Genomic DNA, 22793 nt, shown 5'->3' with positions numbered 1-22793 from the left:
GGCCACAGCTCAGATCAGCGATCCTCACCCCGTGTCTGAAAGGCGGGATTGGGTTCGCCAGATCGATCCGGTGTGGCATTCGGGCCATCCGAGACCGTTGGCGCAGGCTCGCGCAACAGGTTGCGCAGAAACAGAGGTGCGAGACCAGACAGAGGATTGACCGAAACTTGCGGGTCGGACAGCGGTCCGGACAAAGTGTAGTTGAAGGCAAAGATACCTTCCCCCTTTTTGGTCAGAACGCTGCCAATAGCATTGACCAGATAGATCGGTGAAATCGCGCCGCGCAGGTTCAGCATCCCGGCTACAGTGTCGACCGTACCGTCAAAGGACAGCCCCATTGATGGCCCCACGGCACTACCGCTCAGCACTTTCACCTCGGTCGGAGTGATACGCATTTTGCTGTCGATGGCTGCGAAGAAAATACCTTGCCCCGCCATTTCATCCAGCAACCCCACCAGACTGATCGCGTTCAATATCGCTGCCATGGCCGGGGCGTCCGTGATCCGCGTATTTTTGATTTTCAGGTCGACGTCATAGTTTCCAGGCTCCGCGATCGGATCCAGCTGCAATTGCATTGTTCCACCGCGTGCCTGCGTCAGAACCCCCGCTGATCGCAGAACTGCCCCCGCATCGTCCGAGGTTAGACCAACCGCAGATCGGGACGCGCGCGGGGTGACCTGACCGCGGATCGCTGCACCGCCATTGACTTGCGAGGCAAAGCTGCCGGTCAATCCGCCAGTGGTTTGAAACGAGCCAGTCAACCCGGTCAACGCAACGGATTCAGTGACTTGTAGTCGGTCCAGCTTCACATCCAGCTTTGGCCCGGGCCCGGCAGCACCACCGCTGCTACCTCCCTCACCGATGGTGGATTTTCCCAGATCAAGCACGCCGCCCAACACACGGATATCTGGCAGCGCGGCACCACGCCCAATCAATTCCGCCGGAACTGCAAGCCAGTCGCCCAGTTCGAACGTGCTGAACCGTACCCTTTCGAACCCGCCATCCCGGAACGAGATCGCTGCAGTTGTCCGCAGACCAGCAGCGTTGATCCGAAGGGAATCGACACTTAGCTGAGCGCCCAGCGTGGCCTCGGCAGTCAGAGAGCCGCCAGTGCTGGCTGATTTGCGCCATCCAAGCTCAGGGATCGCCAGCGCGACACCAACCAGATCGGATTGTGCGGACAAGCGCGGGGGCTCACCCGCACCAAGACTCAGGCTGAAATCGGCGATCCCCTCTCCGGTCAACATGCCGCGCGGCAGTCCGGCATTGATTTGTTCCATCAGACGCGGGGAGAATTCGATTTGACCTGTCAATTCGCTTTGCTGCGGGGTTTCGCCTCCGATCGGCTGCCGCCAAAGCGCTTCAACCGGTACAACACCAAACAGCCCCTCGCCCTGGATGGCCACTTGCGTCTGGTCGCCGCTCAGGTCCAATCGGTCTGCGCTGACTTCAAATCCGGGTACCAGCTTGCTGCTGTCCAAATTCGACAACTCGCCAATGAAATGGAACCTGGTATCTTCCAGCTTCAGGCCCTTGATCAGCGGCAAGGAAAGCGTTCCACTCAGACTGACCTGACCGTCGGCCAGATCCACCGGCAGATTGGCCTTGGTCAACAGTTGCAGCGGCGGGCGGTCCAGCAATGACATGGCTGCGGTTACACTGCCGCTGGCCTTAATCCGCGCAATGGCCGGGGTGGTTTTTTTGATGCCGGTATCGGGGATGATGAACGAGGTGCCCGAGGCATCAACGGTACCTCCTTCATCCGCGATCACAATCCCCTTTTGCGCCGAGACGGTAAAGCGCCGGTTGAGCAGGCTGGCCTGCCCCTGCGCGTCTTGGATAGTTGGCAACGTCTTGGCGAACCGAATCTCGGTCTCGTCGAATTCGAAATCCGCATAGATGTCCGGCTTTTCGCCGGGCCGTAGACGCAGGGCGAAATCCAGATCGGACATTTCTCCGTGATAGAGGTTGTCGGTGACCCAAAGGCGCGGTTTCGGGGCAAGTCGTTCGGGCCAGTAGTTCAACAGCTGATCAGAGCTCATCCGATCAATCTGTGCATCAATGGCTGCGACCCAGCCGTCGGTCAAACCAGCCAGAGACCCGCTGAGCCGTGCGCGATGTGCACCGTCTTCAACCGTCATTTGCCCCAGCTGTATACGGAACGGCGCAAGTTTCATCTGGAAATCAACATCGGCCCGCGTCAGATTCAGTGCTTCGGGGAACAGATTGGCCGGGTTGATCTCAATCCCGCTGAGGCGGAACTGCCCCGACATACTGTCCAACCCGCCAGCTTTGACCCCATGTAGAAAGGCCTTGCCATCTGCCTGCACCGTACCCCAGGCAGACTGGATCGAGACTTCATTGAAATCCAGCGCCTGTTGTTTCGGGTCGTAGGTAAAATACGTCCGCGCCGCGTCGAATTTGATCGGTGTTGTTTCAGGCGTGGGCTGCACGGCGCCTGCACCCAGATTCAACGTGGCAAAGACCGGCCCCAGCGCGCCCTCAGTATCAATGCCACCCCTCAAAGCACCTGAGATCGGTGTGCGAAGTACCTGCATCCATGCCAGCGCCGGGCTGTGGCCTGCGATATCCTCGGCGGGAAGATCGGTGATCGAGATGCCGAACTGCGCAGCGGGACTGCCCAGCAAACTGGTATAGTTGGCCTCGATCGTGCTGACATAATCGCGACCGGCCAGCACCGAGAAATTGGTGGCCAGACGAACCTCACCCGCGCTGCGGTTGGCCTGAATACGCCCGCCGTCCAGCACCCAGGACCGGCCCAACCGCAGGTCCTGATAGTCCAGCGTAATTGCATCCAGTTCGACCGAGGTCAGGGCTGACAAAATAGGCGCCTGGAACACCTCGTCCGATGATTCAATCAGCTGCGCCAGGTTCCGGGCCTGACCGACCGGCGCACTTCCGGCACCGACCGTCAGCGACAGCGCTCCATCGACACCCCGTGTCAGTGCAATGTGCGCGCCTTGCAATATGATCCGCTTCGGGCGCACATGCCCGCGCAACAGCGGGCGCATCGACAGGCTGGCCCGCAGGTCGGACACTTCGGCAATCTGCCGTCCGTCCGCATCGCTGATACGAACATCGGTCAGTCGCAATCGCGGACGCCAGCCTTCATGAATGATGAAACTGACATCGCCGAACCGAACTTTGACGCCACCCAATGTCTGATCAAGGCGCGCCTCGACCCGGTCGCGCAACCAATCCGGCGCGTGCATGCGCTGGCCGACAACCATAAAGCCGGTGACCAGTGCCAGAAATCCAAGGATGAAGACACCGCGCAATGTCCACAGCCCTGCGGTCCGACGCCGCGACCGACGGCGGGGTTTCTTATCCGCCTTCGTGTCATCCTGCTGTTCTTGCCGGACCAATTTGCGTCTCACGCCTTTCAACCTGTCAACGGAGCCCTATGATATGCGGCAACCGTTAATTTCTCAGCCGGAGTTTGAATATGCCCGAAGTCTCAGACATCGCACCCGACTTTACACTGCCTCGCGACGGCGGCGGCGAGGTGACCCTGTCGGAACAACGTGGCCGCGCGGTCGTTCTGTTTTTCTATCCCCGCGATGATACGCCGGGCTGCACCAAGGAATCCATCGGTTTCTCGGAACAACTACAAGCCTTTGCGGATGCGGGTGCTAACGTTTTCGGCATCTCGCGCGATACCGTGGCCAAGCATGACAAATTTGTCGCCAAGCACGGCCTTACGACGCCGCTTTTGTCCGATGAGGGTCAGAGCGTGTGCGAAGATTATGGCGTCTGGGTCGAAAAGAACATGTACGGACGCAAATCCATGGGGATCGAACGCTCGACCTTTCTGATTGATGCGGATGGAAAAATCGCCCGCGTCTGGCGCAAGGTGAAAGTGCCGGGTCATGTGGACGAAGTGTTGGAGGCCGCACGCGCGCTCTAGCCCTCTCGACCCGCGCGGGCATCAAGGGTATGACCCGCGCGGAGTGAAGCGTAAGGGGGCAAGCGTGTCAAAAACACTGACCGAAATGGCGACCGAGGTTTTGACCACATCAGTCGGTCGCGAGAAAACCGCCCTGTCCAAACGATACGCCGCTGCCTGGTTCGCAGCCCGGCAAGGCGACGCGCCCAAGATCGAAGTGGGCACCGCAAAGCCACCGCTATACCCTGCGCGACCTGAAAAGCCCGAACTGTTGTCGCCTCGTGATGTACCGCGCCGAAGGGCGGGGTCCGAGGCCGGCCGCATCGCACTGTTGCACGCTGTCGCTCATATAGAGTTGAACGCCGTGGATCTGCATTGGGATATCATTGCCCGGTTTGGCCATGTGCCCATGCCCATCGGCTTCTATGACGATTGGGTGAAATGCGCCGAAGAAGAATCGCGCCATTTTGAGATGGTCTGCGACTGCCTCGAACAGATGGGGAGCCATTATGGCGCCCTGCCCGCCCATGCAGGCATGTGGCGCGCCGCCGAGGACACTGCCGAGGATCTTATGGGTCGTCTTGCCGTCGTCCCAATGGTGCTTGAGGCACGTGGGCTGGACGTGACCCCCGGAATGATCGACATTTTCCGCAAGGCCAAGGCTGACGACGCAGTCGCTGCACTGGAAGTGATTTATGCCGAGGAAGTTGGTCACGTCGCCTATGGCTCGAAATGGTTCCACTTCTTGTGCGGGCGCGAGAATGCCGACCCCAAGGATGTATTCCACGCCCTCGTCCGCCGCTATTTCCACGGCGCGCTGAAACCACCATTTAACGAAGAGAAACGGGCCGAGGCCGGACTGCCGCCAGATTTCTATTGGCCCCTGACCGAAGACCTGCCACCACCCGGAGTTGTGTCGGACTGACAGCAAATGCTCGCTATCGGCAAGTTCTCGCCGATCACGTGCGGTAATTCTCCGTTCATAGCTCTTGATTGGTTAACAAACTTGCCCGAATGCCTCGACCGCTTTATGCAATCGCGTCAAGGAGCGGCTACTCACTCACGACCGGCTCCGAGATATGGGGACAATTGAGGTAGGACGCGTGCGGACACGTCTGGCAATTAAACTACACTCACTGCTCGAGCGGCACTTTCCAGAGCGCCGTGTTTTTCTGAAATCTGACAACGACACGCGGTTCATCCGACTGAGTTCTGAAACTCAGATCGCTGCAGTCGCCGGTGTGTCGGTGATGGTCGCCTGGACCGCGATTGCCACGTCAGTTCTGTTGATGGACAGCATCGGATCGGGCAATTTCCGGGAACAGGCCAAGCGCGATCAGGCGACCTATCAAGAACGTCTGAACATCCTGTCGGAAGAGCGCGATGCGCGTGCGGCCGAAGCTCTGGCTGCACATGACAGGTTCAACGCGGCTTTGGAACAGATTTCGGTCATGCAGTCCGAATTGCTGGAATCCGAGAACCGCCGGCGCGAGTTGGAAACCGGCATCGAGGTGATCCAAACCACGCTGCGTGCCACTATGAAGCAGCGCGAAGACGCGCGGACCAAACTGGCCGAACTGCAACCCAGCACTGATGCGGACGCGGCTTATGCGATGGCATCGGCAAACCCGGAACAGATGGCATTTATGACCGATGCCCTGGCCCGGACCGCGGCGCAGCGCGACCAGATCGCTGCCGATGCGCAAGGCGCATTGGACCAGCGTGACGAGCTCGAGCTTGAAATCCGCCTGATGCAGGAGCGCAGCGACGAGATTTTCCGCCAGTTGGAAGAGGCGATGCTGATCTCGGTCGAACCTCTCGACAAGATGTTCCGCAGCGCGGGCATGCCAACAGATCGTATCCTCGACGAAGTTCGGCGCGGATATAGCGGTATGGGCGGTCCGCTGACCCCTTTATCCTTCAGCACCCGCGGTGAGGAGCTGAGCCCCGACCAGATCCGCGCCAATATCCTGCTGGAACAGATGGACCAGCTGAACCTCTATCGCATCGCTGCGGAAAAGGCCCCCTTCGCCAGCCCGGTGCGCGCCGCTGTCCGTTATACCAGTGGCTACGGAACCCGCCGCGACCCTAAAACCGGCGGGCGCCGCATGCATAATGGCGCCGATTTCGCCGGCCCCTCGGGCACCGATATCTTCGCGACTGCTGATGGTGTTGTCACTCATGCAGGCTGGCAATCGGGTTTCGGACGGCTGGTAAAGATCAAGCACGCCTTTGGGATTGAGACACTTTACGCTCATAACACCAAGGTACGCGTAAAGGTTGGTCAAAGGGTCTCGCGCGGGGATCATATAGCTGATATGGGTAGCACCGGACGGTCGACCGGCACACACCTGCACTACGAGGTCCGTGTGAACGGAAAACCTGTTAACCCAATGACTTACATCAAGGCTGCGAGAAATGTTTTCTAAGAGCAAAATCAACGAACCCGGATCGAAAGAGACTGAGGCAGCAAAACCAGCCGCTCCGGCCACTCCGGCAACACCTGCACCGGCTGAAACAAAGGCCAGCACCCCTCCCAAGCCCAAGCCACCCGCATCGGTGCTGTCCTCGGATTTGCACATCACCGGTAACATCAAGACCTCGGGCGATATCCAGGTCGAGGGCACCGTCGAAGGAGACATCCGCGCCCATCTGCTGACCATCGGCGAGACTGCCACCATCAAGGGCGAAGTCACTGCAGATGACGTAGTGGTCAACGGCCGTATCGTGGGCCGCGTCCGTGGCCTGAAGGTCCGCCTGACCTCGACCGCCCGCGTCGAAGGCGACATCATTCACAAGACCATCGCCATTGAAAGCGGCGCGCATTTCGAAGGTTCGGTGCAGCGTCAGGACGACCCGCTGAACCCGGGCCGCAGCGGCAAATCGGGTGCCAACCCGGCGGCGGAAGTGAAGCAGTAAACACTTATCGGCAAGACCAATCAGCAACGCCGCAGGATACCCTGCGGCGTTTTTTTTTATTTTGGAGTGTTCGTATAAATCTGACAATGACCTCAATGCGGGACGAAGCGGCCTTACACCGCGCAAGTGCCGCAATGCGCTTGGTTGATCAGGAGGGCTTGGTCTGCGCTGCTCCCGCTACTCGTACTGCACGATCATCGAAAGAAAATCATCATCGCTTGTTACAACTGTGTGGTGGCCTTTGCCGTGTTTGTCTTCCATATGCCAGACGTCACCCGGACCAATATCTCTGAATTCCCCGTCGCTCGCGGTCACGCGCACTGAGCCAGAAAGACAAATGAGCTTTTGAGCGACAGGTGTGGGATGAATTGGCTCATCCCAACCCTTCTTGAGTCTCAAGAACATGGTTTGCTTGACAGCTTCTGGCTTTGAAATCTCGATTGCTTTCGCAGGTGGTGCAAAGCTTTGCTCTTCAAGTTCGACTTCGATGTCTTTCCAATGGCTTTCGCCTTGAGCATCCGAATACAGCTTTTTGAACTTCACTTTGATACCCCCGCCACATCGCAAGCCCACAACCGATACCGGACATTGGGGCGCAAAGGAGAAAAACGCAAGTTGGGCCGAGTGTGTCGTTCTTAATCGCCAACACACCGGAATAAGCATATTCCCTAACAGTCCCCCTATCTGACGTGTCTTGAAGGAAAATCCCTCGCATTCTCACAGTTTCACAAAAAGCGTTTTTTGAATTAACCTTAAAGTCATTGATTTCTGGAGGGCTTTTCATGTCATCAAAACTCATGGCCGAATTCTTCGGTACATTCTGGCTGGTACTGGGTGGCTGTGGCAGCGCGGTACTGGCTGCAGGTGTGGCCGATGTGGGTATCGGCTGGCTGGGCGTTTCGTTCGCTTTCGGCCTAACGGTGCTGACCATGGCTTATGCGGTCGGTCATATATCGGGCGGGCACTTTAACCCGGCGGTCAGTCTTGGGCTGATGATCGGAGGGCGGTTCGATGCCAAAGATCTGATCCCTTACTGGATCGCGCAGGTGATCGGAGCGATCGCCGCAGCAGCGGTGCTGTACCTGATCGTCAGTGGCGCGCCCGGCTTTGAAGGTGTCGGAGGATTTGCTTCGAACGGGTATGGCGAGGCGTCACCCGAAGGCTATTCGATGATGTCCGCATTGATCATCGAAATCGTCATGACCGCGTTCTTCATCGTGATCATTCTCGGCGCGACCTCCAGCGGCGCGCCTGCCGGGTTCGCCCCGATTGCGATTGGTTTGGGGTTAACGCTGATCCACCTGATCTCGATTCCGGTGACCAACACCTCCGTAAATCCCGCCCGGTCAACCGGCGTGGCGTTGTTTGCTGACGGTCCGGCACTGGCGCAGCTCTGGCTGTTCTGGGTGGCACCTTTGATCGGCGGTGCGATTGGCGCACTGATCTGGCGGGCGATGTCGGACGACGATTGACCCGGCCGCATCAAGAACCCCCGGCCCGCAGAAGCGCGCCGGGGTTTTCTTTTATTCGGTCACCGTGACCTTTTTCATCGCATCCGGTTGTCCGATCACTGCGCCATTAGGGCCATCGCCCCGCTTGATCGCATCGACCACGTCCATCCCTTCTGTCACCTGACCGACAACCGTGTACTGACCATTCAGGAACGGGCCGGGCTCGAACATAATGAAGAATTGCGAGTTCGCGCTGTCTGGGTCCTGCGCCCGCGCCATACCCACGACGCCCCGGTCATAATTGAAATCCGAGAACTCAGCAGGCAGATCAGGGCGATCCGATCCACCCGTACCCGCACGACGCATGTCGCCACCGACCCGGCCAAACTCAACATCGCCGGTCTGCGCCATAAAGCCGTCGATCACACGGTGGAACACAACCCCATCGTACTGACCAGCAGCGGCCAGAGCGGTGATCTGCTCTACATGCTTGGGTGCAATATCCTCGAATAGATCAACGGTGACGGTGCCATTGGCGCCCTCGCCCTCGATCTCAATCTCAAGCCCGGTTGCCAGCGCAGGGCTGGCCAGAAGGGCAAAAACAGCGGCCAGCTTATGCATCGGCGGCCACCTTGACGCTGATCATGCGGTCGGGGCTTGCAGGCGGTTCACCGCGTACGATGGCGTCCACATGCTCCATCCCGTCGATGACGCGGCCATAAACGGTGTACTGGCCGTTCAGGAAGTGGTTGTCCTTGAAGTTGATGAAGAACTGCGAGTTTGCCGAATCCGGGTTGGCCGAGCGTGCCGCACCCAACGTGCCGCGATCATGAGGCAGTTTCGAGAACTCGGCAGGTACGTTCGGCAGCGACGATCCACCGGTGCCTGCCATACGAATGTTGAACCCGTCTTCCATGTCGCCATGCTGCACATCGCCGGTTTGCGCCATGAACCCGTCGATCACACGGTGGAAGGCGACGTTGTCATATTCACCACCACGTGCCAGCTCTTTCATGCGAGCCGAGTGCTGAGGGGCCACATCAGGCAGCAATTCGATGACGACATTGCCGTCTTTCAGCTCAATGATGATCGTGTTTTCGGGGTCTTTGATCTCGGCCATCTGGCCCTCCTGTCTTTGAAACTTGCGCAAATACCTATGACGCGGGCGCGCGAATGCCAAGTGACGCATTGACCTGAACGCAAAATGCAGGAAAAGAACCGCTGAAACTGGATGCAATGGGCAAGGATGAGCGCGATGGGCTGGAAATCTCTGGACGATATGGATCTTGGCGGTAAGCGGGTTCTGGTGCGCGTGGATATCAACGTACCGGTCGCGGATGGCGTGGTGACCGACGACACCCGCATTCAACGGATCGTGCCAACCGTGCGCGATATCCTCGCCGCAGGCGGTAAACCCATCCTGCTGGCCCATTTCGGACGCCCCGGTGGTCAGCATGTACCCGAGCTGTCATTGAAGCAGCTTGTGCCAGCACTTGAATCCGCTTTCGGGGTTCCCGTGCGCTTTGCCGATGATTGCGTAGGCTATGAGGCTGAAACCGCAGCCTCCGCCCTGGCGGAAGGTGAGGTTCTGCTGCTGGAAAACACCCGCTTCCATGCCGAGGAGACCAAGAACAGCGTCCCACTTGCCCAAGGCATGGCAAAGCTGGGCGACATCTATTGCAACGATGCCTTCTCGGCCGCGCACCGCGCCCACAGCTCGACCGAGGCGCTGGCCCGTCTGCTGCCCGCCTGTGCCGGACGCCTGATGCAGCAGGAACTGAGCGCACTTGAGGCCGCCCTGGGCGCGCCCAAGCGGCCTGTCACAGCGGTTGTCGGGGGCGCCAAAGTGTCGACCAAGCTGGACCTGCTGGGCAACCTGATCGAGAAGGTTGACTATCTGGTCATCGGTGGCGGCATGGCGAATACATTCCTACTGGCCCAGGGGATCGATGTCGGCAAATCACTGGCCGAGCACGCCATGACCGATACCGCCGCCGAAATCCTCGGCAAGGCCGAAGCCGCTGGCTGTACGATCGTCCTTCCGCGCGACATCGTCGTGGCCGAAGTGTTCGAGGCCAACGCGCCGCATCAGGTGCTGCCCGCTGATCAGTGCCCTTCTGACTCGATGATCCTAGACGCCGGTCCCGAAAGCGTCGCAGCCGTGTCCGAAGTGCTGGAAAAAAGCCAGACCCTGATTTGGAACGGCCCACTGGGGGCGTTTGAGCTGACCCCGTTCGATGCCGCAACCAATGCGGCGGCGCTGAAGGCGGCTGCACTAACCCGCGATGGCAAGCTGACCTCGGTCGCGGGCGGGGGTGACACGGTCGCCGCGCTGAACGCCTCGGGCGCGGCAACGGATTTCTCATATATCTCTACTGCTGGTGGTGCCTTCCTTGAATGGATGGAAGGCAAGACCTTGCCGGGTGTGGCTGCGCTGGAACTATAAGCGCTCAAACCTCAGGTCTCAGCTTTTTCTACTCAGGGGATTCACAACCCGAATCACCTGTGACATAGTGCGTCGAGACATCCAAAAAGGGTGCGTTTCTGAGGCAGTATTTCACACGGCGGTTAACACAGTGTCCCGTTCCAATCGGCCCGGTTTAGGGGCTTTCATTTTCTTCTCAATCGCCTTCATGCTGGGGGTGTATTTCACCTTTGCCGCCGTTCAAGGGGATTACGGTCTGTTTCGCCGGGTCGAGATTGCCGCCGAGCGCGATGTTTTGTCTCGCGATCTGGCGCAGCTGAACGCCGAAATCGAACAAATGGAAAACCTGACCCGCCGACTGTCAGACACCTATCTGGATCTCGATCTGCTGGATCAACAGGCCCGCTCAGTGCTCGGCATGATCCGCGCGGATGAGATCGTTATCCGCTGACGAAATTTTTGACTAAGGATCTCTGTACCTTAACGCCCGGAAGATAAGCTGTGGCAGGCCGCAACTCGCGTATCCTGCCCTCGCGTAACATTAGTACTCGCCAGAACGTGTGAAATGCTCTATGAGATAGTTTAACGCTAAACTATCTTGCCGAAAGGGGGAGATCGCCACTATGGCTGCGCGAAAAACCACAAAGAAACCAAATGTTTCTGCGGAAGAACTGACCACATATTACCGCGAGATGCTGCTGATCCGCCGATTCGAGGAAAAGGCAGGTCAACTCTACGGCATGGGTCTGATCGGGGGTTTCTGCCACCTCTACATCGGTCAGGAAGCGGTTGTTGTCGGCCTTGAGGCCGCGGCCAAGGAAGGCGACAAGCGCATCACGTCCTATCGCGATCACGGCCACATGCTGGCCTGTGGAATGGACCCGGGCGGCGTAATGGCCGAATTGACCGGTCGCGAAGGCGGGCTGTCCAAAGGCAAAGGCGGCTCGATGCACATGTTCTCGAAAGAGAAGAATTTCTATGGCGGCCATGGCATCGTTGGCGCACAGGTTCCGCTGGGTGCGGGTTTGGCCTTTGCTGACAAGTATAAAGAGAACGGCGGCGTCACCTTCACCTATTTCGGTGATGGCGCAGCCAACCAGGGTCAGGTCTATGAGACCTTCAACATGGCAGCTCTTTGGGAGCTGCCGGTGGTATTCGTGATCGAAAACAACCAATACGCCATGGGCACCGCGCAGGCGCGCTCGACGTCGTCAGCCGACATATACCACCGCGGCCAAGCCTTTGGAATACCGGGCGAAATGGTGAACGGCATGGATGTGCTGGCCGTCAAAGCCGCAGGTGAAAAAGCGGTCGCCCACTGCCGTGCGGGCAAAGGTCCCTACATCCTCGAGGTGAAAACCTACCGCTATCGCGGCCACTCGATGTCTGACCCGGCCAAGTACCGTACACGCGAAGAGGTTCAGAAGGTCCGCGAACAAAGCGATCCGATCGAACATGTACGCGAGCTGCTGCTAACCGGCAAACACGCGACCGAGGATGACCTGAAGGCGATCGACAAAGAGATCAAAGAGGTCGTCAATCAGGCCGCCGAATTCTCGAAAGAAAGCCCCGAGCCCTCGCTGGACGAGCTCTGGACTGATATCTACGCCTGAGAGGACGAATAAGACATGGCAACCGAAATTCTCATGCCCGCCCTTTCGCCCACGATGGAAGAGGGCACATTGGCCAAGTGGCTGGTCAAGGAAGGCGACACCGTATCCTCGGGCGACATCATGGCCGAGATCGAAACCGACAAGGCTACGATGGAGTTCGAAGCCGTCGATGAAGGCATCGTCGGTAAGATTCTGATCAGCGAGGGCACCGAAGGGGTCAAAGTAAACACCCCTATCGCGATCCTGGTCGAAGATGGTGAAGACGCCTCCGCCCTGCCCGTGGCTGCGCCCGCAGCCGCAGCGGAGGCCCAAGCCGCCCCTGCGGCGGTTGAGGCCCCCGCTCCTGCCGCAGCAGCCCCCGCTGCTCCGGTTGTGGACCTGTCGCCCGATTGGCCTGCCGACGCCGAGATGGCGCAGCAAACCGTACGCGAGGCCTTGCGCGACGCGATGGCCGAAGAAATGCGCGGCGACGAAGATGTCTATCTGATGGGCGAAGAAGTCGCTGAATATCAGGGCGCCTATAAAATCTCTCAAGGCCTGCTCGATGAATTCGGTGCCAAACGTGTCATCGACACCCCGATCACTGAACACGGCTTCACCGGCATCGCCGTCGGCTCGGCCTTTGGCGGGCTGAAACCAATTGTCGAGTTCATGACCTTCAACTTCGCCATGCAGGCGATTGACCAGATCATCAACTCTGCCGCCAAAACGCTTTATATGTCTGGCGGTCAGATGGGCTGTCCGATCGTATTCCGTGGCCCTAACGGTGCCGCTGCCCGCGTGGCCGCGCAACACTCGCAGGACTACGCCGCATGGTACATGCAGGTGCCAGGTCTCAAAGTGGTGATGCCCTATTCCGCAGCCGATGCCAAAGGTTTGCTGAAATCGGCCATCCGCGACCCGAACCCGGTTGTGTTCCTTGAAAACGAAATCCTCTACGGCCGCTCCTTCGACGTGCCGCAAGTGGATGACCTGACCATCCCGCTGGGCAAGGCCCGCATCTGGCGCGAAGGCTCTGACGTGACCATCGTCAGCTTCGGCATCGGCATGCAATATGCGCTGGAAGCCGCAGACAAACTGGCCGAAGACGGCATCAGCGCCGAAGTGATCGACCTGCGCACTATCCGCCCGATGGACACCGGTGCGATCATCAACTCGGTGATGAAAACCAACCGTCTTGTGACTGTCGAAGAAGGCTGGCCGCAAGGTTCCGTCGGTAGCTACATCAGCTCGGTGGTCATGCAGGAAGCGTTCGATTATCTCGACGCCCCGGTCATCACCCTCACCGGCAAAGATGTTCCGATGCCATATGCGGCGAACCTCGAAAAGCTGGCGCTGATCACCACTGATGAGGTGATCGCTGCGGTGAAACAGGTGACCTACCGGTAATGGAGATCAGGGGCCGCGATCCAGCAACCGAATGCTACCGTGTCGAGATTGACATCGACAACCGCATCGTGCGGGCGCTTATACCCGAGCGACTGGCGGCGGATATGCGTTTGATCGGCGCGCGCCCCTCACACCAGACCGCCTATGTCTGGATGGCGGAGAACAAAGACAAAATCGAGGCTGCGATTGCGACACTCGCACGCGGCACCGGGCGCCCCAAGGCGCCCTTTGACCAAATTACTCTGATTGAGGAGCGCTGAAATGCCCACCGAAATCCTGATGCCTGCCCTGTCCCCGACGATGGAGGAAGGCACACTTGCAAAATGGCTCGTCAAGGAAGGCGACACCGTCTCCTCGGGCGATCTGCTGGCCGAAATTGAAACCGACAAGGCAACAATGGAGTTCGAGGCCGTTGACGAAGGCACCGTCGGCAAGATCCTTATTCCTGAGGGAACCGAAGGCGTTAAAGTCAACACCGCCATCGCAGTCCTGCTGGAAGATGGAGAAAGCGCTGATGATATCGGTGCAACGCCAACCGCTGCTCCCGCGGCTGCGCCAGCTGCCGCAGCGGGCAACGAGGCTGCCGCACCAGCGGCACCCGAGGCGCCCGCCCCTGCCCCAGCGGCACCGGCCAAAGCGGATGGCGGTCGTATCTTCGCATCCCCCCTTGCTCGTCGGATTGCCGCACAAAAGGGTCTAGATCTGGCTCAAATCTCAGGTTCTGGCCCTCATGGCCGTATCGTCAAAGCCGATGTGGAAAGCGCCACAGCCGCACCTGCAGCAGCACCTGCGCCTGCTGCTGCAGCCGCCCCAACCGCCGCCGCTCCCGCAGGTCCATCGGCTGACGCCGTGGCCAAGATGTACGAAGGCCGCGAATACGAAGAGATCAAACTCGATGGCATGCGCAAGACCATCGCCGCGCGTCTGTCTGAGGCCAAACAGACCATCCCGCATTTCTACCTGCGCCGGGATATCAAGCTGGATGCGCTGCTGAAATTCCGCAGCCAGCTGAACAAGCAACTCGAAGGCCGGGGTGTGAAACTCAGCGTCAACGACTTTATCATCAAGGCCGTCGCCAACGCGCTGCAGCAGGTGCCCGAGTGCAATGCCGTCTGGGCGGGTGACCGGGTTCTACAACTGAAACCTTCGGATGTGGCTGTTGCCGTCGCCATCGAGGGCGGTCTGTTCACTCCGGTCCTGCAAGATGCCGACACCAAATCGCTGTCGGCGCTGTCGACTGAGATGAAAGACCTCGCCGGACGCGCCCGCGAGCGCAAGCTGGCCCCGCACGAGTACCAAGGCGGTACTTTCGCAGTCTCGAACCTTGGCATGTTCGGCATCGACAATTTCGATGCCATCGTGAACCCGCCGCATGCAGGTATCCTCGCAGTTGGTACCGGCCTCAAGAAACCCATCGTGGGCGATGACGGAGAACTGACGGTCGCAACCGTCATGTCCGTCACCATGTCGGTCGATCACCGGGTCATCGACGGCGCGCTTGGCGCTCAGCTACTGCAAGCCATCGTCGACAATCTGGAAAATCCGATGGTCATGTTGGCCTAAGCCCAGAAGATCATGCACAAAAAAAAGGCCGCCCCGAACCCCGAGGCGGCCTTTTTCGTCTATTCACTCCGAATTACTGGTCTTTCCCCAGCATATGATCCATCGAGATTGACGGCTGATCGCACCCGGCCTCGCCCACGATCTTGGCGGGAATGCCAGCGACCGTCGTGCACGGTGGCACTTCCTGCAGCACCACTGATCCGGCGGCGATACGGCTGCAATGGCCAACCTCGATATTGCCCAGAACTTTAGCACCAGCGCCGATCAGAACGCCGTCACCAATGGTTGGATGGCGCTGTTCTTCTTCCTTACCGGTTCCGCCCAGCGTCACCGAATGCAGCATCGAAACATTGTCCCCAACCACAGCGGTTTCACCGATCACGATAGAATGGGCATGGTCGATCATGATGCCTTTACCGATGCGGGCAGCTGGATGGATATCAATGCCGAATATCTCGGAAGATCGCATCTGGAAGAAATACGCCAGATCATGGCGCCCCTTGTTCCAAAGCCAGTGGGCTACGCGATAAGCCTGCATCGCCTGATACCCCTTGAAATAAAGGATCGGTTGCAGCAGGCGGTGGCAGGCCGGATCGCGTTCATAAACGGCCATCAGGTCCGCGCGCGCGGCTTCAATCAACGCTTTGTCGTCAGCATAGGCCTCATCCACGATCTCACGCAGTACCATCATCGACATCTCGTTCGAGCATAGCTTGGCCGAGATGCGATAGGACAATGCCCTCTCAAGACTGCGGTGATGCAAGATACAGGCGTGTACCAACCCGCCCATCAGCGGCTCTTTCTCGACGGCTGCATGGGCTTCCGAGGTGATGCGGTCCCAAACCGGGTCCACAGGTGTCACTTGGCTGCGCGTTTCGAACATGGCTTTTCATCCTTTGCTGCGCTTAGAATAGCCATCTAGTCGTAAAATTACCAAACGCAAACCCTTGATATGCACTACAACAAAAAATGAACTCAGCCGATCTGGACCATTTTCGGAAGCTTATTCACCAGCGCCTTCGCGATCTCGCCGCGCAATCCGCCGCCGGTCAGGATGCGCAATCAGTTGTGGAGCTGGATCAACAGGCAGTGGGTCGGCTCAGCCGGATGGATGCGTTGCAAAATCAAGCAATGGCCAAGGCGCAACAGGCCCGGCGCGACACCGAAACGCATCGGCTTCGGGCCGCGCTGAACCGGATGGACGAAGACGAATTCGGCTATTGCGAAGATTGCGGCGAGGAAATAGCGCACGGAAGGCTAGAGCTGGACCTTGCCGCCTCAAAATGTGTCAGCTGCGCATCTGGCTGATTTGGAACCGGATCAGTTTGCGCAGAACCATCTCGAAACATTGGCAATATTGCAGATCGTCGAAATTTGGCTCGTCTGCCAAGGGCCGGCAGCGCGCGGCTGCCATCAACGAGCCATTTCCATAAACAGGATGCAACCGCCCTGTTCTGGCGACATGTCGATCCGCCAGTTCGGCCTCAGCAATCAGGAGGGTGCTTATCCTATCGCGGTCGGTTCGCGGCGCGGCCAGCAAAGCCCGCGCCGCCGCGCTGAGATCTCCGTGCAGGACTGGCCGCACGGCTAGCCGACCGAAAGGCGCGCAAACGCCCCGGGTCCGTAGGTAGCCGAAACCTGCGCGACTGCGATATCGTAGGGTCCGGCCAGCCCGTCATCGGCTTTCATCGCGGCAGAATACTGCCAAACCGGATCACTGGTGACAGTTTCGCGCAACAAAGCACCCTCAGTGAAGACGCGGATCAGATAGGATTCGCTTTCTTCGCCCAGAGGCACATCCAATGCGCTCCAGTCATCGCCATCAATCCGGGTGCGGCGCACCCACGAGATCTTGTCCCCGGTAGCCGACGCAGAAGCCTGCAAATGCACTGGCGCATAAGGTCTCAGCCCATTGCCATCGAACGCTTCAACCAGATGCACATATGCCGGGTCCTCGTAGCCGCGCGTTGCAGGGCCGATACGGTAATGCTTGGCCACGCGGCGTTCGGTGCGCAGCAATCCGGTCTGATAAACACGTTCATCCAGTAGGACAAAGGTAGACGCTTCAGGCCATACATCCGGCATCAGGGCATCCGTACCCAGCTGACCACGCAAGCGGCCTGACAAATTGTAAACGCCAGTCTCCTGCAAAACCGCATCCGAGAACTGAAACACTTCCCAATTGCCCGGTGTTCCGTCACCGATGGCAGCCAGATTGGCACCACTCAGCAACGCCGAGCGGGGACGAGACTCCAACACGCCATCGATCAAGTTGACACGCAACGCGGCCCCTTCGTCCCAGATCCCAGCGCCTGCGCGTCGCAGGGGTGTTTCGGTGAAGCCAATCACCGCCTGCCCCGCGATCACTTGATGCAAGGTATAGTCCTCATCCTGTGCAGCCGAATAAACAGCCACGTTACCGGGCCAGGGCTCGGCCGATATCGCCAGATACGGCGCATGGGGCGCTTCGGATCCAGTGATCAGCGGCAGATCCATGAACACCGGCAGAACTGGCACCGGAGCAATGAACGGCTTGGCTGCCGCCACATCGTCCAGCACGTCGGACGGCGTATAGACGCCGGGTTCAATCCGTACTGCATCCGCCAATTGCATCTCGGCCTGTTCCAGCCGGTCAATCCGATATAGCGTTCCGTCCCCGGCATCCGGCAAACGCACCACATCGCCGGCCCCGACATGCAGCAGCGAGGGCGGCAGAGCAAAGCGCGCCGTCTCGCGCGAAATGCGGGATTCGCTCAGCCAGCGCTCGACCGTCTGACGCCCTTCGGCGCGGGTCATCGACAGAGGCATTTCGTTGACGGCGACCGAATGGGTTCTGTCATCAGGCAAGACGGCCTCTTCCGCGACAACATCATGGTCCGCATCCGACTGGACGAACCGCAGACGCACACGCCCGGTCATCTCGGCCTCAGCCTCGCGGCGATGTTCCACTGGCCCGTCGATATCCGCGCTGATGGCGATCTGCTCGGGGTCGATGTCAACGGCCTGACGCCCGTCGCGGGTTTTAAACTTCAGCACCCCGTCCCGCTCGATCGCGTCGAACCCATAGCGCAGCATCAGCGGCTGCAAGGCCTGCCGAGCGTTCATTACGTCCTCAACCGCGTAACCGCGTACCACGCCGTAGAGCTCGGACACATCAATCGCCGTCACCCCTGCCTCATGGCAGATTTCTGTCACGACCGAGGCCAGAGTCCGCGACCCGGACCGCCCGTTCAGCCAATGCCCACGTGCATAGTTATCGCCGTCCGACCACTGCGTCCGCAGGTTCGGGAAAGTCGGGAACGGACGCGCATCCCAAGCCCAGACAAAGGCGTTCGACAGGTCCACCATCGGGCCGTCATAGATATCTGAAACCGGGTTGATCTCAGTATCACCCCAATAGCCAAGGACGGCCCGAAGGTACTGAACCATGATAAAATCATCCCGTACTCCATTGGAATAGCGCGGCAAATTCGATTCAGACGACTTTGGGTCCAAGAATTTGTTCGGCTGGTTCGTGCCCTTGTCGATGGCCGCGCAGCCGAGTTCGGTGAACCAGATTGGCTTGGACCCCGGAACCCAACCCGTGGGTGTTTGCTGCCGCACGCCCCCGATCCGCTCATGATGTCGGTTCGCCCACCAGTTGCGCAGGTCCTTGTACCGCCAGACCCACGGCTCGCCATGATCGTCATCAGTGATCGGGCTTCGGATCTGCGCTTCGGCTTCCTCGGGTGACGCATAGTACCAATCATACCCCTCGCCGCCTTCGATATTGCCGCGCAGATAGTCCAGATCGTAGATCGACCCATTCGACACCTCAGCGTCCAGATGCGAGCCCCCATCCCGCCAGTCGGACAGCGGCATATAGTTGTCGATGCCGACAAAATCTATGTTCTCATCGGCCCAAAGCGGGTCGAGGTGGAAATACCGGTCTCCGGTGCCGTCTTGCGGCTGATACCCGAAATACTCGGTCCAGTCTGCGGCATAGCCGATCTTAGTTTCCGGCCCCAATATCGCGCGCACTTCCGCGGCCAGAGACCGCAGCCCCGCAACTGCAGCGAAGCCAGACGCGCCGCGGATTTGCGTTAGCCCGCGCATCTCGGACCCGATGCAGAAGGACTCCACGCCGCCCGCCGCCTTGCACAGGGCCGCATAGTGCAGAATGAACCGCCGTAACCCCCATTCACTTGGGCCGCGATAGGTCACTTTGCTGCCGCTGGTCGAGAAATGTGACGCGCGCGCCGTACCAAAGAACGCCGCCACCTGCGCATCCGCATCGGCAGTTTGATCCGGCGAGCCTGGCCGCCCCGGAGCAACATCCAAAGTGATCCGCCCACGCCAGGGTAAATGAGGTTGATCCGGCGCATCGGACCACGGATCAGGCAGGCCGTTGCCCTCTGATTGCTCCATCAAAATAAACGGATAAAACATAACCCGTTTGCCCGAGCTCTTCAGGTGCCCGATCGCCTGCACTACGGCCGCATCAGCCGGTGTGCCGCCATAAACCGGACGCCCATCCTGCCATTTCACCTGCCCCGCCGCAGTTCGGGACAGACCTGAAACACTCCAGGGCATGTTTGCGCCTTCGATATTCTTGCGCTCGACCTTGGGGCGGATCTGGCATTCTCCGCAGCGCAGATCATCACCGAACCACGACACAATCAACGAGGCCGCCTCGCATCCCGATAACTCTCGGCTCAGCGCGCGGGTCGAGGTCACAAGATCGGACTTGCCCGATGGTGAATTGACATTCGCCGCCCAACTGCGCCCCCGGCCCTTGGTGTAATTAACCTGAGATGAAGCCAGTGCGTATTCACCCGTACCTGGCATCAAGGCCACCCCCTTGATGATCCGAGACAGCGCGTCCTCGGCATCCGGCATCTCGTCTTGTTCCTGCCGCACCACCTCGAACGAGAATTGCGGCACGCGGTTGCCAAAGGGGCCCAGCGCCAGATCTTCGATCACCACATAAGCCGTGCCGCGATAGGCGGGCACCGTGCCTGCCCCTTCCACCGCTTCAATCAGCGGGTCGGGCAATTGCTCGTGATCGCCGCGATATATCCGCATGTTCAGCGTTCGGCGCTCGACCTCTTCACCATCGGCCCAGACACGCGTGATATCCGCAACCTGTCCCGCGCCCACCGCAATCGCCAGAGACACCGAATAGCTGTAGCTATGCGTGGTTGTCGTTGTCGTCACTTCAACGGGCTTGGGTTTCCCCTTGCCTCCACCGCCACCGCCTGATGTTTGCGTCGTCGTCGAGGTCGATCGGGTTTCCAGAAAGTCCGAGGCCCAGATGACCTGTCCTCCAACTCGCATCCGGCCGTAGACCGTCGCGACGGTCGCACCCTCACCGGTTTCGGTGAGACGGAAACGATCCAGACGCCCGGTCTCGACCACCTCGCTGCCGCCGCCCATTACGGATTGGCTGGCCATCAACCGGTTGTCGATCACCCGCCCCAGCGTCGCCCCAACCGCGCGGCCAATCACCGCCGTTGACAGGCCCGCAACCGAGCCCCCGATCGAACCACCTATTGCCGCACCTGCAGCAGACAGAACTATTGTGGCCATCAGAAATCCTCCAGCGGGAATTCGAAACAAGCGACCACGCGGCGACGCCAAGGCTCGCTCAGCGTGTTTTCAACAACACCATGCCCGGTATAGGCGTGGATGAATCGCATCGGGTCTTGGGCGCTGACGATGCCCAGATGCTTTGCCACGGCCGCATCCCGCATCCGAAACAGCAATACATCCCCCGGGGCCAAATCATCGGGCGATTTCTCGACTAGATGGCGACGGGCTGCGGCCCACATGCGTTCCTCACCCTGCGGCTCGGACCAATCCATGCTGTAGACCGGCACCGCCTCAGGCTCATGCCCCATCACCGCGCGCCAAACGCCCCGCAATAGGCCGAGACAATCGGCGCCTGCACCCCGAACAGAGGCCTGATGAACATAAGGTGTGCCCAGCCATCCGCGCGCTTCGTCCACGATATCTTGTTTTGTCCGCATCACCGCCTGCTTCCCCCTTTGTGTTGACTACTGCGCTTGGGTACGGCCATGACCCAATCCTCGTGCGGCAGGTCAGGGAAGCCCTGAAAATTCAGCATGTTGTTGAACTTCAGTCGGCAAGTGGTCATGCGCTTGTCACACCCGGCGATCAGCTGGACCCGGTCCCCAACCGCCAGCCCGCCGCCAATCGCCGACCACAGCGTGACATCGCGGCCATCTCTGACCTGTTCATCCAGCTTGATCGAGGCCCACAGGCCCTGCGCAGCCCCGTCCAGCACATCCAGCCTGCCGCGTTCAAACCAACCCGCATCAGAACTCTCCGCGCCCTGCAAACGCAAAGCCGCGCCGTCCAGCGCGACAATTTCAGCCTCAGCGCGATAACCCGGCGTCTCCAGGGCAAAGCGGCACGCCTTATCCCCGAACACTGCCGTACAGGGCTTCTGATAAATCCGCCCTAAAGGCCGGTTCAGCAGATCGGTCAACCCGCGCAATTCCGCATGAAACGCCCCGCCAGCGCGACGCAACTCGCCAATCGAACCACGAAACTGCAGCATCCGCTGCTCAGGATCGGCCCAATTGACCAGCCAGGCCCGCACCTCGGCCCCATCAAAGCGCCCCGCCTCGATATCCTCTTCCCGGACCGAGGCATCAGACAGTGCGCCCATCGCCTCGGTATTATCGATCGACAGGCCGGTTGCCTGCTCGATGGCCGCAGCGGTCAGACCGGTGCTGGCTTTGAACACCAGCCCGTCAAAGCTCAGCTCCCTGTCATGATCGGTGAAGCCATAGACCTGTCCGTCGCTACGGGTTATCGCCCAGCAGCGGCAGGTGGTGGTCAAGCCCGTTTGCAAATGCGCCTGTAGCGCCTGTTTATCGCCGTTCATCAGACCCGCACCTCAACCACCGGCACATTGGGCACGTCGCCTGCCTGAAAGCTGGCGACGCTGGTCTGGATCTTGTCCGTGTCGAACCGCACCGGCACGTCGAATTCAAACCCTGCGGTGATCTCGACCTGCTCAGGCGGCGGGGCCGAGAACATCACGCGTCCGGTCGCCAAATCGACCTCAAAGTCCACGCCTTCGCGTTGCGCGTCCTGATCCAGCCCCAGCGTCACGGTCCCCAGTACCGGCTTCAGGATTGGCCGCACATAGCTGAACCCGCCCGAGCTGTAGGTCTTGACCAGTTGAAACGAAACCGTCTCGCCATCTCCGCGCGCAATCACCTGATCGCCCTTGTCGACCTCAGCCGTCGCCGCGCCCGATTTGAAATCCGACCAGTCCTTCCAGCGGAATCCAAACATCTGGCCTTGCCGCGCCTCGAAGAAGGAAATCAATGTCTCGATATCGTCTAGCGACCGCATCCCCAGCCCGGCATCATAGCGCCTGCGCGAATGCGCCCAGGGCGTGTTGCGTTCTTCGAACCCGTTGGCCAGCGTCACGATATCCGTGCGCCGTTCCGGCCCACCGACCGAGCCAAAGCTCAGGCTGGCGGGAAATCTCACCTCGTGGAAATTCATCG

General features: G+C 59.5%; 22 protein-coding genes. 12 read left to right on the top strand and 10 right to left on the bottom strand.

The genetic code is table 11. The annotated features are described in order from the left end of the window. Nucleotides 1–14: 14 nt before the first annotated feature. Nucleotides 15–3398 (bottom strand): YhdP family protein, encoded by a 3384-nt coding sequence (locus ACR0AU_RS01440; RefSeq protein WP_480795166.1) that lies wholly within the window; start codon nucleotides 3396–3398, stop codon nucleotides 15–17. A gap of 68 nt (nucleotides 3399–3466) precedes the next feature. Here ACR0AU_RS01440 and ACR0AU_RS01435 point away from each other — a divergent pair, with 68 nt between their 5' ends. The 4 genes from ACR0AU_RS01435 (at nucleotide 3467) to ACR0AU_RS01420 (ending at nucleotide 6826) form a co-directional block, all read left to right on the top strand. Next, nucleotides 3467–3928, top strand: coding sequence for a peroxiredoxin family protein (locus ACR0AU_RS01435; RefSeq protein WP_170396533.1), 462 nt, complete (start codon nucleotides 3467–3469; stop codon nucleotides 3926–3928). Between the two features lie 85 nt (nucleotides 3929–4013). Further along, on the top strand, nucleotides 4014–4832 hold the full coding sequence (locus ACR0AU_RS01430) for a ferritin-like domain-containing protein (RefSeq protein WP_170404710.1): 819 nt from the start codon (nucleotides 4014–4016) through the stop codon (nucleotides 4830–4832). Nucleotides 4833–5010: 178 nt separating this feature from the next. After that, nucleotides 5011–6336 (top strand): DUF5930 domain-containing protein, encoded by a 1326-nt coding sequence (locus ACR0AU_RS01425; protein ID WP_170733362.1) that lies wholly within the window; start codon nucleotides 5011–5013, stop codon nucleotides 6334–6336. Then, a complete protein-coding gene (locus ACR0AU_RS01420; RefSeq protein ID WP_170396528.1) occupies nucleotides 6326–6826 on the top strand; it encodes a bactofilin family protein in 501 nt (166 codons plus the stop codon). The genes ACR0AU_RS01425 and ACR0AU_RS01420 overlap by 11 nt, the downstream gene beginning before the upstream one ends. Nucleotides 6827–7003: 177 nt before the next feature. On the opposite strand, the gene ACR0AU_RS01415 is transcribed toward ACR0AU_RS01420, so the two are convergent. Continuing rightward, on the bottom strand, nucleotides 7004–7369 hold the full coding sequence (locus ACR0AU_RS01415; RefSeq protein WP_008758336.1) for a cupin domain-containing protein: 366 nt from the start codon (nucleotides 7367–7369) through the stop codon (nucleotides 7004–7006). 239 nt (nucleotides 7370–7608) lie between these two features. Between ACR0AU_RS01415 and aqpZ the strand changes: the two genes are divergently transcribed. Next, nucleotides 7609–8298 carry an aquaporin Z gene (gene aqpZ, locus ACR0AU_RS01410; protein ID WP_170403069.1) on the top strand — a complete coding sequence of 230 codons (690 nt, stop codon included), beginning with the start codon at nucleotides 7609–7611 and terminating at the stop codon, nucleotides 8296–8298. 51 nt (nucleotides 8299–8349) lie between these two features. On the opposite strand, the gene ACR0AU_RS01405 is transcribed toward aqpZ, so the two are convergent. Together ACR0AU_RS01405 and ACR0AU_RS01400 are read right to left on the bottom strand one after the other, a co-directional pair. Next, complete coding sequence (locus ACR0AU_RS01405) at nucleotides 8350–8898, bottom strand: peptidylprolyl isomerase (protein WP_170512043.1); 549 nt, start codon at nucleotides 8896–8898, stop codon at nucleotides 8350–8352. Beyond that, nucleotides 8891–9397: a peptidylprolyl isomerase gene (locus tag ACR0AU_RS01400; RefSeq protein WP_170396522.1), complete on the bottom strand. Its 507-nt coding sequence runs from the start codon at nucleotides 9395–9397 to the stop codon at nucleotides 8891–8893. Before ACR0AU_RS01400 ends, ACR0AU_RS01405 begins: the two co-directional genes overlap by 8 nt. Nucleotides 9398–9532: 135 nt before the next feature. On the opposite strand from ACR0AU_RS01400, the gene ACR0AU_RS01395 reads away from it, so the two are divergent. From ACR0AU_RS01395 to ACR0AU_RS01370, 6 genes are all read left to right on the top strand, one after another. Beyond that, entirely contained in the window at nucleotides 9533–10723 is a 1191-nt protein-coding gene (locus ACR0AU_RS01395; RefSeq protein WP_170512041.1) for a phosphoglycerate kinase, read from the top strand. 130 nt (nucleotides 10724–10853) lie between these two features. Continuing rightward, nucleotides 10854–11153, top strand: a complete 300-nt coding sequence (locus tag ACR0AU_RS01390; protein ID WP_170396518.1) for a septum formation initiator family protein — start codon at nucleotides 10854–10856, stop codon at nucleotides 11151–11153. Nucleotides 11154–11325: 172 nt separating this feature from the next. Next, the gene (pdhA, locus tag ACR0AU_RS01385) at nucleotides 11326–12315 is read left to right on the top strand and encodes a pyruvate dehydrogenase (acetyl-transferring) E1 component subunit alpha (protein ID WP_170396516.1); all 990 of its coding nucleotides are present in this window, start codon (nucleotides 11326–11328) and stop codon (nucleotides 12313–12315) included. A gap of 15 nt (nucleotides 12316–12330) precedes the next feature. After that, on the top strand, nucleotides 12331–13704 hold the full coding sequence (locus ACR0AU_RS01380; protein ID WP_170800450.1) for a pyruvate dehydrogenase complex E1 component subunit beta: 1374 nt from the start codon (nucleotides 12331–12333) through the stop codon (nucleotides 13702–13704). Continuing rightward, a complete protein-coding gene (locus tag ACR0AU_RS01375; RefSeq protein ID WP_170396512.1) occupies nucleotides 13704–13964 on the top strand; it encodes a hypothetical protein in 261 nt (86 codons plus the stop codon). The genes ACR0AU_RS01380 and ACR0AU_RS01375 overlap by 1 nt, the downstream gene beginning before the upstream one ends. A 1-nt stretch (nucleotide 13965) precedes the next feature. Beyond that, nucleotides 13966–15267 carry a pyruvate dehydrogenase complex dihydrolipoamide acetyltransferase gene (locus ACR0AU_RS01370; RefSeq protein WP_170396510.1) on the top strand — a complete coding sequence of 434 codons (1302 nt, stop codon included), beginning with the start codon at nucleotides 13966–13968 and terminating at the stop codon, nucleotides 15265–15267. Between the two features lie 73 nt (nucleotides 15268–15340). Here ACR0AU_RS01370 and cysE read toward each other — a convergent pair whose 3' ends face one another. Further along, the gene (gene cysE / locus ACR0AU_RS01365; RefSeq protein ID WP_170396508.1) at nucleotides 15341–16150 is read right to left on the bottom strand and encodes a serine O-acetyltransferase; all 810 of its coding nucleotides are present in this window, start codon (nucleotides 16148–16150) and stop codon (nucleotides 15341–15343) included. Between the two features lie 86 nt (nucleotides 16151–16236). Here cysE and ACR0AU_RS01360 point away from each other — a divergent pair, with 86 nt between their 5' ends. Next, nucleotides 16237–16575 (top strand): TraR/DksA C4-type zinc finger protein, encoded by a 339-nt coding sequence (locus ACR0AU_RS01360; RefSeq protein ID WP_170396506.1) that lies wholly within the window; start codon nucleotides 16237–16239, stop codon nucleotides 16573–16575. Here the strand turns inward: ACR0AU_RS01360 and ACR0AU_RS01355 are convergent. From ACR0AU_RS01355 to ACR0AU_RS01335, 5 genes are read right to left on the bottom strand one after another with little or no spacing between them, the layout of a single operon-like run. Continuing rightward, complete coding sequence (locus ACR0AU_RS01355) at nucleotides 16556–16852, bottom strand: DUF7742 family protein (protein ID WP_170403088.1); 297 nt, start codon at nucleotides 16850–16852, stop codon at nucleotides 16556–16558. The genes ACR0AU_RS01360 and ACR0AU_RS01355 overlap by 20 nt on opposite strands. 2 nt (nucleotides 16853–16854) lie before the next feature. Further along, complete coding sequence (locus tag ACR0AU_RS01350; protein ID WP_480795165.1) at nucleotides 16855–20835, bottom strand: baseplate multidomain protein megatron; 3981 nt, start codon at nucleotides 20833–20835, stop codon at nucleotides 16855–16857. Then, nucleotides 20835–21275, bottom strand: a complete 441-nt coding sequence (locus ACR0AU_RS01345; RefSeq protein WP_170396502.1) for an NlpC/P60 family protein — start codon at nucleotides 21273–21275, stop codon at nucleotides 20835–20837. Before ACR0AU_RS01345 ends, ACR0AU_RS01350 begins: the two co-directional genes overlap by 1 nt. Beyond that, nucleotides 21275–22159 carry a baseplate hub domain-containing protein gene (locus ACR0AU_RS01340; RefSeq protein WP_170733370.1) on the bottom strand — a complete coding sequence of 295 codons (885 nt, stop codon included), beginning with the start codon at nucleotides 22157–22159 and terminating at the stop codon, nucleotides 21275–21277. The genes ACR0AU_RS01345 and ACR0AU_RS01340 overlap by 1 nt, the downstream gene beginning before the upstream one ends. Continuing rightward, entirely contained in the window at nucleotides 22159–22791 is a 633-nt protein-coding gene (locus ACR0AU_RS01335; RefSeq protein ID WP_170565943.1) for a DUF2460 domain-containing protein, read from the bottom strand. Before ACR0AU_RS01335 ends, ACR0AU_RS01340 begins: the two co-directional genes overlap by 1 nt. Nucleotides 22792–22793 lie beyond the last annotated feature (2 nt).

Source organism: Ruegeria sp. CG1, from assembly GCF_056537265.1.
The sequence above is the reverse complement of the archived record's forward strand: the minus strand, read 5'-3'. Positions and strand labels throughout refer to the sequence as shown.